Source organism: Paraburkholderia sp. GAS38 (assembly GCF_050434965.1).
Lineage (GTDB): Bacteria > Pseudomonadota > Gammaproteobacteria > Burkholderiales > Burkholderiaceae > Paraburkholderia > Paraburkholderia phenazinium_A.
Map to the genome: position 1 here is coordinate 514,860 of NZ_JBNDJO010000002.1, position 15,520 is coordinate 530,379.

Annotated in this window: 10 protein-coding genes; 8 read left to right on the forward strand and 2 right to left on the reverse strand. The window is 62.9% G+C overall.

Annotated elements, in window-relative coordinates; genetic code table 11:
- The first annotated feature begins 277 nt into the window (after window positions 1–277).
- The 4 genes from P3T42_RS06460 to P3T42_RS06475 all read left to right on the forward strand — a co-directional run bounded on the left by P3T42_RS06460 (window position 278) and on the right by P3T42_RS06475 (window position 6,533).
- The gene (locus P3T42_RS06460; protein ID WP_429305493.1) at window positions 278–1,291 is read left to right on the forward strand and encodes a beta-propeller fold lactonase family protein; all 1,014 of its coding nucleotides are present in this window, start codon (window positions 278–280) and stop codon (window positions 1,289–1,291) included.
- 264 nt (window positions 1,292–1,555) lie between these two features.
- A complete protein-coding gene (locus P3T42_RS06465; protein ID WP_429305494.1) occupies window positions 1,556–2,389 on the forward strand; it encodes an EI24 domain-containing protein in 834 nt (277 codons plus the stop codon).
- 19 nt (window positions 2,390–2,408) lie between these two features.
- The gene (locus tag P3T42_RS06470; RefSeq protein ID WP_074299965.1) at window positions 2,409–3,254 is read left to right on the forward strand and encodes a competence/damage-inducible protein A; all 846 of its coding nucleotides are present in this window, start codon (window positions 2,409–2,411) and stop codon (window positions 3,252–3,254) included.
- A gap of 327 nt (window positions 3,255–3,581) precedes the next feature.
- A complete protein-coding gene (locus P3T42_RS06475) occupies window positions 3,582–6,533 on the forward strand; it encodes a GH92 family glycosyl hydrolase (RefSeq protein ID WP_429305495.1) in 2,952 nt (983 codons plus the stop codon).
- A gap of 181 nt (window positions 6,534–6,714) precedes the next feature.
- On the opposite strand, the gene P3T42_RS06480 is transcribed toward P3T42_RS06475, so the two are convergent.
- A complete protein-coding gene (locus P3T42_RS06480) occupies window positions 6,715–7,179 on the reverse strand; it encodes a rhodanese-like domain-containing protein (protein WP_074299963.1) in 465 nt (154 codons plus the stop codon).
- A 457-nt stretch (window positions 7,180–7,636) separates the two neighbouring features.
- Here P3T42_RS06480 and glnA point away from each other — a divergent pair, with 457 nt between their 5' ends.
- The 4 genes from glnA to P3T42_RS06500 all read left to right on the forward strand — a co-directional run bounded on the left by glnA (window position 7,637) and on the right by P3T42_RS06500 (window position 14,166).
- The gene (gene glnA, locus P3T42_RS06485) at window positions 7,637–9,052 is read left to right on the forward strand and encodes a type I glutamate--ammonia ligase (protein ID WP_074299962.1); all 1,416 of its coding nucleotides are present in this window, start codon (window positions 7,637–7,639) and stop codon (window positions 9,050–9,052) included.
- A 193-nt stretch (window positions 9,053–9,245) separates the two neighbouring features.
- A complete protein-coding gene (gene glnL, locus P3T42_RS06490; protein ID WP_074299961.1) occupies window positions 9,246–10,388 on the forward strand; it encodes a nitrogen regulation protein NR(II) in 1,143 nt (380 codons plus the stop codon).
- A 34-nt stretch (window positions 10,389–10,422) separates the two neighbouring features.
- Complete coding sequence (gene ntrC, locus P3T42_RS06495; protein ID WP_429305496.1) at window positions 10,423–11,934, forward strand: nitrogen regulation protein NR(I); 1,512 nt, start codon at window positions 10,423–10,425, stop codon at window positions 11,932–11,934.
- A gap of 99 nt (window positions 11,935–12,033) precedes the next feature.
- Window positions 12,034–14,166: a prolyl oligopeptidase family serine peptidase gene (locus tag P3T42_RS06500; RefSeq protein WP_429305497.1), complete on the forward strand. Its 2,133-nt coding sequence runs from the start codon at window positions 12,034–12,036 to the stop codon at window positions 14,164–14,166.
- 23 nt (window positions 14,167–14,189) lie between these two features.
- Here the strand turns inward: P3T42_RS06500 and xth are convergent, their stop codons facing one another.
- The gene (xth, locus tag P3T42_RS06505) at window positions 14,190–14,966 is read right to left on the reverse strand and encodes an exodeoxyribonuclease III (protein WP_429305498.1); all 777 of its coding nucleotides are present in this window, start codon (window positions 14,964–14,966) and stop codon (window positions 14,190–14,192) included.
- Between the last annotated feature and the right edge of the window lie 554 nt (window positions 14,967–15,520).

Genomic DNA, 15,520 nt, shown 5'->3' on the forward strand with positions numbered 1-15,520 from the left:
TGTGTCAATTTATGTTTTAAAATAGGATTGGTAGGGATAATTCGTATCAATTCTTATTGATATGGCGTGAAAATAAGAATGCGGTCGGAGATTGATTTGTAGTTAATGTGTGTGCGACATGGAAATTATCTGATTGTTCAGGGTGAATGGATGAGGTGTTGTTTAGCCTCCACCTCGCCTCGTCCATTCGTTTCGCCCCGTCCCGACCCCGACCTGCATCAACCGCACGTCCTTACAAACGGTCTACAATGCGCGCTGTTCTCTGAAGCGAGTTTTCATGCGCAAATTTTCTCTTCGCAGCCTCACCGTCGGCGCCGCCTTCGCGGCCGGCACGGTCCTGGCCAGCAGCCTCTTTTCCCCGTCCGCCCACGCCAACAACGTGATCGTGCTCAATTCCGGCGAGGCCACGCTTAGTCTGATCGATGAGGCCACGCACCAGGTGGTCGGCACGGTGCCCACCGGCAAGGAGCCGCATCACCTGATGGCGACGCCGGACAACAGTTCGCTGATCGTCGCCAATTCGGTCTCCAACAACCTGATGTTCGTCGATCCGAAAACCGGCAAGGTGCAGCGCTGGGTCGAGAACATTGAAGATCCGTATCAGATCGGCTTCTCGCCGGACAACAAGTGGGTCGTGACGACGGGCTTGCGCCTCGACCGTCTCGACGTCTATCACTACGACGGCCACGACATGACGCTCGCCAAACGTCTGCCGCTGGCCGTGATGCCGAGCCATATGGCGTTCACGAACGACAGCAAAACCGTGTTCGTCACGCTGCAGGTGTCGGGCGAACTCGCGGCGGTCGATCTCGCCACCCAGCAGGTCAAGTGGAAGATGAAGGTGGGCAAGGTGCCGGCCGGCCTGTGGATGACCCCCGGCGACAAATATCTGCTGATCGGCATGACCGGCGCGGACTACGTCGCGGTGGTCGACTGGCGTAACCAGAAAATCGTCAAGACCATCCAGACCGGTAACGGCGCGCACAACTTCCGCTCGCTTGCCGACGGCAAGCACGTCGCGGTGTCCAATCGCGTCGCGAGCACCATCAGCATCATCGACGAAGACACGCTCACCAACGTCGGCGATATCACCGGCCTGATGCCCGGGCCGGACGACATGGAGCTGTCGGCAGACAAGCGTTATCTGTGGGTCACGTTCCGGTTTGCGAAGCACGTCGGCATCATCGACCTGACCACACGCAAGCTGATCCAGACCATCGCGGTGGGCCGCTCGCCGCACGGCATCTATTTCTACGATCGCGCGCCGGTGACGGCGCCGAACGGTGCATGAGCGGGGGCATCTGGCTGCAAGCAGCGCAATGCTGCTGAGAAAAGAGCTGACAACGGCGGCGCTGACAACGGCGCGGCTTCGATCTGATCTTTGACGCGCCGCCCACGCCGCCCGTGCCGCCGCGCATGCCGGCGGCACGCCGGGCGCCCCTACCGGCGCCCCGTCCGGTGGTTTATCCTGTGCAGACTTCGCACGTCGCGGCTCGCGGCGGATTTTTTGCGGCTTCCCGCTGTCCTATCGTTTCGCTCACTCGCACTGGCTCGCATGAATGATCTGTTGCGCTCGTTTGGGCGCGCGCTCGCAAGCGCGCTCCATCCGCGGATGCTCTGGTTGACCTTCCTGCCGTTTCTCGCGGCAACGGTCGTCTGGGGCGTGATTCTCTGGTTTTCCTGGCAAACGCTGATCGGCACGACGCGCGCGTGGCTCGAAAGCTGGTCGTTCACCACCACGCTTTACCACCTGTTCGACTGGCTCGGTTTTTCCGCACTGCACACCGCGCTCGCGCCTTTTATCGTGATCGCCATGGCGATTCCGCTGATCGTCGTGACGATCCTGCTGCTGATCGCTACGCTCTCCATGCCAGGCGTGATCCGCCATCTGTCCGCGCGGCAGTTCGCTGGCCTCGAAATGCGCCGCGGCGGAACGTGGTACGGTAGTCTCGTGCAAGCGCTGTGGACCACGTTCGTCTGCCTGGTGCTGCTGGTCCTTACGTTGCCGCTGTGGCTGATTCCGCCGTTTTTTGCGTTGATTCCGCCGCTGCTGTGGGGTTGGCTGACCTACCGCGTGATGACCTACGACGCGCTTGCCTTGCATGCGAGCCGCGACGAACGGCGCGCGCTGGTGCGGCGCTACCGCTTGCCGCTGCTGCTGATCGGCGTCGCGAGCGGCTTGCTGGGTTCGCTGCCGACGCTGATCTGGGCCACGTCGGTCTGGCTGATTGTGCTGTTCCCCGTGATCACGGCCGTGACGATCTGGATTTATGCGTTCATCCTCGTCTTCTCGGCGCTATGGTTCGGCTATTACTGTCTGCGCGCGCTGCAGCGCATGCGCGCGGAAGAGCAGGGCGCGCGTCAGGTGGCGCCCGTGGTTCCCTACTGAATTTATCTGCGAGGCCGCAATGGCATTTGGCGTCATCATCATCGGCGACGAAATCCTGTCGGGCAGGCGTGTCGACAAGCACCTGCCGAAGGTCATCGAATTGCTGACCGCGCGCGGTCTGTCGCTCGGCTGGGCCGAGTACATCGGCGACGAGCCGGAGCGCATCACCGCCACGCTGCGCCGCACGCTGGCGTCGGGCGACATCGTGTTCTCGACGGGCGGCATCGGCGCGACGCCGGACGATCACACGCGTCAGTGCGCGGCCGCCGCGCTCGGCGTGCCGCTCGCCTTGCATCCGGAAGCGGCGGAACTGATCCGCGAGCGGATTCGCGACACCCATCCGGCCAATTCGCCCCATCCCGTGGATCTCGATTCGCCGGAGAACCGTCACCGCCTCAACATGGGGACCTATCCGCAAGGCGCGTCGATCATTCCGAACGGCTACAACAAGATTCCGGGCTTTTCGGTGGGCGACCATCACTTCGTGCCGGGCTTTCCCGTGATGGCGTGGCCGATGATCGAGTGGGTGCTGGACACGAAGTACGCGCATCTGCATCACGCCATGCCGCACGCGGAAAAGTCCTTGCTGGTGTTCGAACTGCCCGAGTCGACGCTGACGCCGCTGATGGAAAAGATCGAGCACGATTTCCCCAGCGTGCGAGTGTTCAGTCTGCCGAGCGTCGGCGATGCGGAGCGGGGCGGCGTCTATGCGCGGCGCCATATCGATCTGGGTGTGAAGGGCGAGCCGGAAGCCGTTGCGGCGGCGTTCGTGAAACTGCGCGAGGGCGTGCATCTGCTGGGCGGCGACATCGTCGAGCCGGAAGCGGCGGCAGTGGCCGCGGCCGCGGGCAAACCGCGCGGTTGAGAGGCCGCAGCCACCATAGGAATAGCCGCTGATCCATGCGGCTTTCCATCATCCGCCTTCAGCCACGGCATTCTCGCCATTCCGGTAATTCGTTAAATCAAATGCATTATGCATAACCGGATGGCGCCTGCCGATCCGGCATCGCCGCTTGAGAATGATTGAGTATTTCGGCGGGATTTTAGTCTGTTTAGTAAATTCCAATAAACATAAATCGGCATTGGATAATCAGTTGACGCGATTTGAGCGCCTCGTATAGCATGGCTTCAGTCATTGGTTTCATTGTTAAATGGATGATTCGGATGACTAAACAAAATTCAGGAGACAGCCATGATAGATTTACGCCGTTTGACGGCCGCTTTGATCATCATTGGTTCTTTGACAGGGTGTGGAGGAGATAGTCCGGGTAGTCAGTCCGGCTCTGCCGTCGTGGCGGCAGACCAGCTTCACGCCACAGGGCAGACCGGCGCAGGCGGTAGTTCCAGTTCCAGCAATTCAGCCCTGAGCGTTGCCAATGACGACGCGCAAACCCCCGCCGACGATCGCTTCGCCATGCGCTTGACGCAATACGTCAACCCGCTGATCGGCACCTTGGCCAGCAACTCGCCGAATCCGGTGCCCGCCGGCCAGGCCGGCAGCGTGGTGCCGGCCGCCGGCTTGCCGAACGGCATGGTGCAATGGGCGCCCGACACGAACACCACGCCGGCGCCGTCGAACAGTGCGGAGCCGGGCTCCCCGGCCGGTTACTACTACGACATCGGGTCGATCCAGAGCTTCAGTCTCACGCATATGAGCGGCGCGGGATGTTCCGGCAACGACGGCGAATTCCCCGTCATGCCGACACTGGATGCCACCAGGCCACTGGCCCAAACCTTTAGCCATGCCAACGAGAAATCGGTAGCGGGCGCCTATTCCGTGCTGCTCGACAACCAGGTCAAGGTCGAGCTGACGGCGACCCTGCGCACGGGCTTTGGCCGCTTCACGTATCCGGACCGGCAGCCGTCGACGCTCGTGCTCGACACGACCTATACCAATACCGAAACGAGCGTGGCCGGCGCGGTCGCCCAGGTGGACGCCCGGACTATTTCGGGCAGTACCACCGGCGGCCATTTTTGCGGCAATGCAACGAATGTCCCGGTGTACTTTTATGCCGAGTTTAATCAGCCATTGGCATCCACTTCTTCCTTTACCAATGGCCGTGCTGTCATGAATTTCGGTAAAGCCGGCACGGTCCTGATGAAAATCGGTATTTCATACGTGAGCGTCGCCAATGCCAAAGTTAATCTCGAGCGGGAAAATCCGTCCTGGGATTTTGACGGTGTAAAGGCGGTGGCCGATGCAATATGGAATCAGCGCCTGAATACCATCCAGGTGAGTAGCCGCGATACCACCGCGCTGACGAAGTTTTATACGGCGTTCTACCATGCGTCGTGGGCGCCGAGCGTGTTCAGCGACGTCAACGGCCAATATATCGGCTTCGACCAGAAGGTCCACACGGTCAGCGCCGGCCATGCGGCGCAGTACACCAGCTTCTCGGGCTGGGACATCTACCGCTCGCTGATTCCGCTCAAGGCCACGCTGTTTCCGCAAGAGACCAGCGACATGGCGCAGTCGCTCGTGAACGATGCGGATCAGTGCGGCGCGATTCCCCACTGGGTCAACGACAACGTCGAAGACGGCGTGATGCCGGGCGACGCCGGCTCGCTGATCCTGGCGGGCGCATATGGATTCGGCGCGCGCTCGTTCGATACCGCGGGCGCCCTGAGCCATATGATCCAGATGGCCAACATTCCCGGCACCGCGTGCAATGGCGTGACGACCAACGGCGGGCGCGCCAGTTACCTGCAGTTCGGCTACATCACGAGCGGTGAGTGGGGGCAGGCATCGTCCACGCTGGAATACGGCAGCAGCGATTTCGCCATTTCGCAATTTGCCGGCGAGCTGGGCAATACCACCATCCAGAAAATGCTGCGTAGCCGCTCGGCCTACTGGCAGAACCTGCTCAATACCTCGTTGACGCCGCCGTTGATCGCCGGGCGCAACTCGGACGGCAGCTGGATTCCGGAGACCCCGAGCAGCACCGACAACTACGTGGAAGGCAATGCCGAGCAGTACACGTGGATGGTGCCGTTCAACCCGGCCGGACTGTTTGCCCAACTGGGTGGGAATGCGACGGTGGTGTCGCGGCTGAACACGTTCTTCACGGTGTTGAACGCGGGGACGAGCCTGCCCAATTTCTATATGGGCAACGAGCCGACCTTCGAGGTGCCCTGGCTGTACAACTGGGCCGGTTCGCCGTCGGGCACGCAGAACGTCGTCCAGCAGATCATGGCGAGCGCCTTCGGCACCGGGCCGAACGGTTTGCCCGGCAATGACGACCTGGGCGCGGTGTCGGGATGGTATGTGTGGGGGGCGCTTGGCCTCTATCCGGAGATTCCGGGTGTCGGCGGCTTTGCGATCGGCAGTCCGCAGTTTTCGTCCATCACCGTTCATCTGGGTAATGGCAAGACGCTGCGCATCAGGGCACCCGGCGCGCCCACCGCGAATTATGTGCAAAGCCTGACCGTCAACGGCGCTGCCCACAATAGTGCGTGGCTCGACGTCGACGCGCTGGCGAACGGCGCGACGCTGAACTTCGCGATGGGATCGTCGCCTTCGCAGTGGGGCACGGACCCGGCCGACGCGCCGCCGTCCTATGGCGTGCCGCTGGCGCGCAACGTGGCGGATGCCTTCAACAACCACGGCATCGGCGCGGACGGCAGCACCGATACGGACGGCCTGGGTGCGGACTTCGACGGCTCGCTCTACAGCTACTCGTCGCAGGCATTGACGGCGGCCGGCGCGGCGCCGGGCAAACCGTTCGTCTTCAACGGCGCCAGCTTTATCCTGTCCGCCGGCCCGCTGGATAACGCCGTGGCAGTGGGGCAGACCATCGCCATGCCGCCTGGCACGACGGGCCGTTCGCTGGTTCTGCTGGGTTCGGCCAATAACGGTCCCGGCTCGGGCGCCGCGCTCGTGACCTACGCCGACGGCACGACCATGCCGTTCACGCTCGCCTTCGACGACTGGACCCTCAATGGCGGGAGTGCGGCGCCGGTCGACCCGATCGCGTTGACAACCACGTATCGCAATGCCGGCGACGGCACCAACAACGCCGTCAAGACCTATCTGTTTGCGGACACGGTGCCGCTGACGCCCGGCAAGCTGGTGGCGAGCGTCACCTTGCCCAGACAGGTGAGCGCCGGCAAGTTGCACGTCTTCGGTATCTCCGCCGCGCCTTAAGCGGGTCGGGTGCTGTTCGGGCGGTGGACGACGATCGAAGCGGTCGTTGTCCGTCAGTCGAGCGGGCCCGATGCCGCATCATCGCAGTGTCACATGCCGCGCCGACGATGCAGTCAATGTGTCGCCGGCGCGTTGTGCTTCAGGAAGGGGGCGCCAGCCTTAAGCCGACCTCAACCCGCCCTTACGCCCCAATCCACGGCAAGCCCCGAAAACACCAGCCCGAGACTGTCTTCCGATGACCCTGGCCGTCCTTGTCGCCTTCAAAGCCTTCCAGCAGATCGAACGCTTTGGTGAAGCCAGCCTGGGTTGCGGCAATGGCGGCGAGCTTCGAGCGCGCGGCGCTGCGGCACAGAAACAGCACGGGTGTGTCGGCGCCGGCGCTCTGGCCCAGTTGCTGGATGAATTCCTGATTCGGCACGGCGCCCGGATAGCGGGTCCACTCGACATGCGCGTACTGACCGTCGCCGATCACCGGCCGGCCGACCCAGTCCAGTTCGGCGCGCGTGCGCACGTCGACGAGACGGGTACGCGGATCGAGTTGCAGAAGCTCGAAGGCCTCGGCGGGCGACAACGCGCCCGCATAGGGCAACTGGTTGTCGAGGCGGCGCTTTTCGGCCTGGGCATACAACTGTTCGAGCGTACTCATGACAGCAAGTCTCCTTCGGACCAAATGACCATTCTAGCGCGGCGGGTTCGCCATGCGTGCGGCGCCGCTACACCGCAACGTGGCGGCCGGCGCCAGACTGAATGCGCCAAAACAGTGCAAAATGGCATCTACGCCCCAAAACAGGGATTCGATCCGGTGAGCATTTCCGGATTGCCCTATGATGGTGCCGACGTTTCAGGAAAGAGGGCTCGTTCACGCCGGCGAGGGTGCGGTGATTCCCTGCAAACGCGCGTGGCGATAAGCCTCTGCGCCGGCTTGGCGCATACATGGCACAGAAGCTGCTTATTTGGTGCCGATCGATTCGATCACCGGCTTTCGGCGTCCGCGTCGCGCTTGCAGGCAGCGTGGCAGCAATGCGAGGTAGACGTGCCGGGACGGGTCAGCTAGATTTGGGCGGCGGCTAAATCCGCCGAATTCGTTAATCAGGAGATAGGTTATGAGTAAATCCGTGGCCGACGTCATGCAAATCGTCAAGGACGAGGACGTCAAGTTTGTCGACTTCCGTTTCACCGACACGCGCGGCAAAGAGCAACACGTTTCGGTGCCGGTGTCGGCATTCGACGAAGACAAGTTCGAGAGCGGCCATGCGTTTGACGGTTCGTCGATTGCCGGCTGGAAGGGCATCGAAGCGTCGGACATGCTGCTCGTGCCGGACGCCGACACGGCCTTCATCGACCCGTTCTATGAAGAGTCGACCCTCGTACTGACTTGCGACGTGGTCGAACCGGCCGACGGCAAGGGCTACGAACGCGATCCGCGCTCGCTGGCAAAGCGCGCTGAAGCGTATCTGAAGAGCACGGGTCTCGGCGACACGGCCTACTTCGGTCCGGAACCGGAATTCTTCATTTTCGACTCGGTCCAGTGGAACACGGACATGTCGGGCTGCTTCGTGAAGATCGGTTCGGAAGAAGCACCGTGGTCGGCAGGCAAGGAATTCGAAGGCGGCAACACGGGCCACCGTCCGGGCATCAAGGGCGGCTACTTCCCGGTCGCGCCGGTCGACTCGTTCCAGGACATCCGTTCGGAAATGTGTCTGCTGCTCGAACAGATCGGCATTCCGGTCGAAGTGCATCACCACGAAGTCGCAGGCCAGGGCCAGAACGAAATCGGCACGAAGTTCTCGACGCTGGTTCAGCGCGCCGACTGGACGCAGCAACTGAAGTACATCGTGCACAACGTTGCGCACACGTACGGCAAGACGGCTACGTTCATGCCGAAGCCGGTGGTGGGCGACAACGGTTCGGGCATGCACGTTCACCAGTCGATCTGGAAGGACGGCCAGAACCTGTTCGCAGGCAACGGCTACGCTGGCCTGTCGGAATTCGCGCTGTTCTACATTGGCGGCATCATCAAGCACGCTCGCGCGCTGAACGCCATCACGAACCCGACGACGAACTCGTACAAGCGTCTCGTGCCGCACTTCGAAGCACCGGTCAAGCTCGCTTACTCGGCGCGCAACCGTTCGGCATCGATCCGCATTCCGCACGTGTCGAACCCGAAGGGCCGCCGTATCGAAACGCGCTTCCCGGATCCGATGGCTAACCCGTACCTGTGCTTCTCGGCACTGATGATGGCAGGTCTGGACGGCGTGCAGAACAAGATCCACCCGGGCGAAGCTGCTGACAAGAACCTGTACGACCTGCCGCCGGAAGAGGATGCAAAGATCCCGACCGTGTGCGCCGGCCTCGACCAGGCTCTGGAAGCGCTGAACAGCGACCGCGAGTTCCTGACGCGCGGCGGTGTGTTCACGGACGCCATGATCGACGCGTACCTGGGCCTGAAGGAAGCGGAACTGCAACGTGTGCGTATGACCACGCACCCGGTCGAGTTCGAACTGTACTACTCGCTGTAAGCGGCGATGGCGCTTCGCCGCGCAAGTGGCGAAGCGCGCGCCCGACGCTCGTGACTGATCGAATGCGGGTCACAAAGGGACGGCGGCGCCGTCCCTTTTTTGTTGAGCACGAGGCAACGTTTGCGCTGCGGTTCACGAGACCAACGTGCGCGTCGTCTGTCGTATCACCATCTCTCATCGGCCAGACTGCAAGATGGTTCTGAAGAATCTGATCAAAGCAAGAAAAGGGCATACCGAGCCGCTGTCGGAAAACGCACAGCTGGTGGACTCCGGTCTGTTGACGGGGTTCGAGGCCTTGCCGACGGTCGTGCTCGTGCTCGACAAGCGCACGCTGCGCGTTGCGTTTGCGAATCCCTCCGCGGAGGCGATGCTCGATCTCTCGCGCCGGCAACTGACGCAGATGGCGTGGCCGGACATCTTCGCGAACTCGGACGAACTGATCGCGACGATCGCCTCGATTGCCGAACAGCGCTTTCACGCGACGCACCTCGACGCGGTGCTGGAGCGTCAGGGCCACGAGCCGCTGCATGTGCATGCGATCGTGGGGTATCTGGAAGGCGCGCCGGACTATGTGCTGCTCGAGCTGTTCGAAAACGAACGCCACATGCGCACCGACCGCGAAGAGCGCATCAACGATCTGACCGCGGTCAACAAGCAACTGATCCGCAATCTCGCGCACGAAATCAAGAATCCGCTCGGCGGCATTCGCGGCGCGGCGCAATTGCTGGAGTTCGAACTGGGCGTGCGCGAACGCGACGAATTGCGCGAGTACACCCAGGTCATCATCAAGGAATCGGACCGGCTGCAGACGCTGGTCGACCGCCTGCTCGAACCGCACCGTCATCCGCATATCGTGGGCGACGTGAATATTCACGAAGTGTGCGAGCGCGTGCGGGCCGTGATTCTGGCGGAATTTCCGCGCGGCCTCACCATCGAGCGCGACTATGACGTGAGCGTGCCCGATCTGCGCGGCGACAAGGAACAACTGATTCAGGCCGTCCTCAATATCGTTCGTAATGCAGCGGAAGCGCTGCGCGAACGGATTTCGCAGGGCGACGCACGAATTGAATTGCGCACGCGTGTGGCGCGCAAGATCACCATTGCGAAACGTCTATGTAAGCTGGCATTGGACTTGCATATCATCGACAACGGACCTGGCATTCCGGAGGACATCCGCGACCGCATTTTTTATCCGCTCGTTTCGGGGCGCGACGATGGCAGCGGTCTCGGTCTCACGCTCGCGCAGACCTTCGTGCAGCAGCACGATGGGCTGATCGAAGTGGAAAGCCGTCCGGGTCACACCGAGTTTCAGATTCTGCTGCCGCTCGACTGCTAATACCACACGCACCTAAAGACTTCTGACCGACCATATGAAGCCGATCTGGATAGTAGACGACGATCAATCGATACGCTGGGTGCTCGAAAAGGCCCTTGCCCGTGAGAACTTCGCGACGCGCAGTTTCGCGAACGTGCGCGACGCAGCAGTCGCGCTCGATCACGACAGCCCGCAGGTGCTGGTGTCGGACATCCGCATGCCCGGCGGTTCGGGCCTCGAATTGCTGCAGACGGTGCGCGACAAGGTGCCGGGCTTGCCCGTCATCATCATGACCGCGTTCTCGGATCTCGACAGCGCCGTGGCCGCGTTTCAGGGCGGCGCCTTCGAATACCTCGCCAAGCCGTTCGACGTCGACAAGGCCGTCGAACTGATTCGCCGCGCCGTCGACGAAAGCATGCGCGGCGAGCAGACGTGGGACGAGCGCGTCGCCGATGCACCGGAAATGCTCGGCCAGGCGCCGGCGATGCAGGACATGTTTCGCGCCATCGGGCGCCTGTCCCATTCCGCGGCAACCGTGCTCATTACCGGCGAATCAGGCACCGGTAAGGAACTGGTGGCGCGCGCCTTGCACCGACATAGCCCACGCGCGAACGGACCGTTCATCGCGCTGAACACCGCGGCGATTCCGAAAGATCTGCTGGAGTCCGAACTATTCGGCCACGAGCGCGGCGCCTTCACCGGCGCGCAGGCCATGCGCCAGGGACGCTTCGAACAGGCCGAGAACGGCACGCTGTTTCTCGACGAAATCGGCGACATGCCGTTCGATCTGCAAACGCGTTTGCTGCGCGTGCTCTCGGATGGCCAGTTCTATCGGGTCGGCGGCCACAATCCGTTGCGCGCCAATGTGCGGGTGATTGCCGCGACGCACCAGAATCTCGAATCGCGTGTCCGTCAGGGGCTGTTCCGCGAGGACTTGTATCACCGCCTCAACGTGATCCGGCTGCGCTTGCCGGCCCTGCGCGAGCGCAGCGAAGACATTCCGCTGCTGACGCGCCACTTTTTGCAGAAGAGCGCCCGCGATCTGGGCGTCGAGCCGAAGCGCGTGTCCGAGGAGGCGCTGACGTATCTGGCGTCGCTGCCGTTTCAGGGCAACGTGCGGCAGCTCGAGAATCTCGCCAACTGGCTGACGGTGATGGCGCCGGCGCAGACCATCGAGATCAAGGATCTGCCGCCCGATCTGGTGCCGGCGCAGGCAGGTTCGGTCGAGATCGCGGCGGGTGGCGTGCTGACGGGCGATGCGGGCGGCGGTGGCGTGGCGCAGTCGGCTGCGAACGGCGCCGCCGTGTCGTCGCATCTGCCGGCCATACCGGGGATGCCGCTTGCCGCGGCCGCCGTGTGGGAGAGCGGGCTGCGCACCGAAGTCGCAAGGATGTTGCGCGAGAACGCCCCCGATGTGATGGACGAGCTCGCCCGGCGTTTCGAGGCCGCGGTGATTCGCGAAGCGCTCGATTTCACCCGCGGACGCAAGGTCGAGGCCGCCGAGCGGCTGGGCATTGGCCGCAATACGATCACGCGCAAGATTCAGGAGCTCAATCTGGAGCCCTGATGGGTATTTGAGCGATGGAGTGGTGTGCGTCGCCACCCCATCGCAAGCGCGAGGCGGATCACAAGGCATAATCGTCGTTGTTCCATTACGGCGCCTACCATGCCTGCTTCCGCTTCGCGTTCGATTTCGTCTTCCGGGCCGCACTGGCCGCACTCTCCCGATCCCTTCCTGTCGCTCGAGTTGCTCGACGACCCGGCCGCCATGGCCTGGGTCGAACAGCAGAACGCCCGCACGCGCGCCGCATGGTGCAGCGGCGCGCGCTTCGAGACGTTGACGCAACGCCTCGCCGAGGCCTATCTGCCGCGCGAGCGGCCCGTGATTCCCGATCGCTGGCAAGACTGGGCCTACGACCTGTGGCAGGACGAGCACAACCCCAAAGGCATCTGGCGGCGCACCCCATGGGCGAGCTGGCGCAACGGCACGCCGGTCTGGCAGACCCTGCTCGACTTCGATGCGCTCGGCGCGGCGGAGGGCACGGCGTGGGTGTGCGTCGAACTCGACATCCTCTATCCGGACGGCGATCGGGCGCTCGTGACGCTCTCGCCGGGCGGCTCGGACGCGGTGGTGGTGCGGGAGTTCGACCTCGACGCGCAACGCTTCGTCGACGGCGGCTTTAGCGTGCCCAAGGCGGGCAAGCATGCGGTATCGTGGATCGATCGCGATACGCTTTACGTCGGTTGGGACAAGGGTGGCAAGACGCTGACGCGCTCGGGCTATCCGCGCGAAGTGCGGCGCTGGACGCGCGGCACCGCGCTCGCCGATGCCCCGGTCGTGTTCCGTGGCGAGTTCGACGACATCAGCGTCGATGCGAACTACGATCCGATCGATCTGCGTCATACCGTGGTGCGCAGCGTCGATTTTTTCGACTCCGAAACGTTCTACCTGGACGCCGCCGGCGCGTGGCAGCGCTATGACGTGCCCGAGCATGTCGCGGTAGGCGGCTGGGAAGGCTGGCTGCTGTTCGAGCCGCGTCTCGACTGGTCATGCGGGGACGCGCTCTATCCGGGCGGCGCGCTGCTGGCGATCCGCGAGCGCGAGTTTCTGGCGGGCGAGCGCCGCTTCGTCGCGCTCTTTACGCCGAACCCGCAGACCTCGGCATGCGACTGGACCCACACGCGCCATCACCTGATCGTCTCGTATCTGGACGACGTGCAGAGCAAGACGGTGCTGTGGCAGCCGCAGCAGTCCGAGAGCGGCGAGTGGCAGTGGTCGTCGCGCGACTTTCCGGCGCGCGCGAGCTCGCAGGTCGACGTCTCGCCCATCGAGCCGACGCTCAACGACGAGGTGTTTGTCGACGTCGACGATTACCTGCTGCCGCCCGAGTACTGGCTCGCCGATCTGGCGCATGACGATCTGGCCGAATGGGAATTGCTCGATCGCTGGCCGACCCAGTTCGACGCGACGCCTTATGCGGTGAAGCGCGGCCATGCGCGCTCCGCCGACGGCACGCGCGTACCGTACACGGTGATCGGTCCGCGTTCGCTGCTTGAGGCCGGGCGCGAGGCGAACGAGGCGGGCGGGGCGGTGGCCACGCGCCCGTGTCTTCTGACCGGCTACGGCGGTTTCGCGATTCCGCTCACGCCGAGCTATCTGACCGGGCCCGGGATCGGCTGGCTTGCGCAGGACGGCGTGTTCGCGGTCGCGCATATCCGCGGCGGCGGCGAATTCGGCACCGAGTGGCATCTCGCGGCACAAGGCGAAAACCGTCAGCGTTCCTTCGACGATTTCATCGCGGTCGCCCAGGCGCTGATCGACGACGGCGTGACCACCGCCGCGCAACTGGGCATCAGGGGCGGCAGCAACGGCGGCCTGCTGGTGGCCGCGTGCATGGTGCAGCGCCCTGAGCTGTTCGGCGCGGTGGTGTGCCAGGTGCCGTTACTGGATATGAGCCGCTATCACCTGCTGCATGCCGGCGCGTCGTGGATCGACGAGTACGGCGACCCGGACGAGCCGGAGGAGGCACGCGTGCTCGCGGCTTACTCGCCTTACCATCAGGTGCGTGCCGGCGTGGCGTATCCCCCGGTGCTGTTCACGACTTCGACGAGTGACGATCGCGTCCATCCCGGCCACGCGCGCAAGATGGTGGCGCGCATGCAGTCGCTGGGGGCTGAGGGCGTGTGGTATCGCGAGAATACGGAGGGCGGCCATGGCGGCGGCTCCGATGAGCTGGAGCAGGCCGTTCACGACGCGATGGAGTATGAGTTTCTGTGGCGCTGTCTGAACGGCTCATGAGCGGTTCATGAGCGGTTCAGGGACTAGCTAAGCTGCGCGACCACCGGTGCGTGGTCCGACGGCTGCTCCCATTTGCGCGGTACCTTGTCGACGTCGCAGGACGTACAGGCCGCCGCCAGCGGCCCGGACAACAGGATGTGGTCGATGCGCAGACCCGCATTGCGGCGGAACGCCATCATCCGGTAGTCCCACCACGAGTAGATTTTCTCCGGGTGCTCGAACTTGCGGAACGCGTCGGTCAGCCCCAGTCCGACGAGGCGGACGAATTCGGCGCGCTCTTCGGGCGACACGAGGTTCTGTCCTTCCCACGCTTTCGGATCGTGCACGTCGCGATCTTCCGGGGCGATGTTGTAGTCACCGAGCAGCGCGAGCTTCGGATACTGCGCGAGTTCGCTCGCCAGCCAATCGTGCAGCGCTTCGAGCCAGCGCAGCTTGTAGGCGAACTTGTCGGTGCCCGGTGCCTGGCCGTTGGGGAAGTAGGCGGAGATGATGCGCACGCCGTCGATTGTCGCGGCGATCACGCGTTGCTGCGGATCCTCGAAGCCGGGGATATTGCGCACGATGGTGCTTTCGTCGACGTTCAGGCCTTCGCGCACCAGAATGCCCACACCGTTATAGGTCTTCTGGCCGGCGTACCAGCTCCGATAGCCCTTTTCCGCGAGCTCGGCGCGCGGGAATTTGTCGTCGGTCAGTTTGAGTTCCTGCAGGCACAGGACGTCGGTCTGGCTCGTTTCGAGCCAGTCGATGACGTGCTGCTGGCGGACTTTCAGCGAATTGACGTTCCAGGTGGCGATTTTCATGAATGAAATAAGATGTTGATCTTGGAAGAATACGTTATTTTATTCGAATGGCAATGTACGTATTGGTACGCGATTTCGCGTGGGGTGGTTCGTTTGCGCAGGTTCCACATGCCACGCCAGCCTGCCGTCGCGAGCTAGCTCCTGATATCAAGGGGATAGTGTAACGGGTTGGGCGCCTCTGCCGACTGGTTAGCTCTGCTTATCTCCTGCACTGAACATGAGGCAATCCAGGTCGGGTTGACTGCGGCAGTCGTTTCGATGCCGCCATCATTCGTTACAGCGACCTTCAGCAGTCTGCTTAAGGTTGCCATCAGATTTTGCCGTTAGTATCGAATCCACTCGAGGAAGCCTTGCGGAAGGTGAGCGTGTCATCGTCAGCGCCGTGAGTGAGCGGTCGTGACGAAGCACAGCATTCACAATGCTCCGAAACTCTCACGGTATCGTAGCGGGACTCCGCCCTGAACGCGGATTGATCAACACATGCGAACGCCTGGTTAGTCGATGAAGACGTTTTTGTTATGGTCCTGGGTTGCACTGCTCGGTGCTTGCACAAG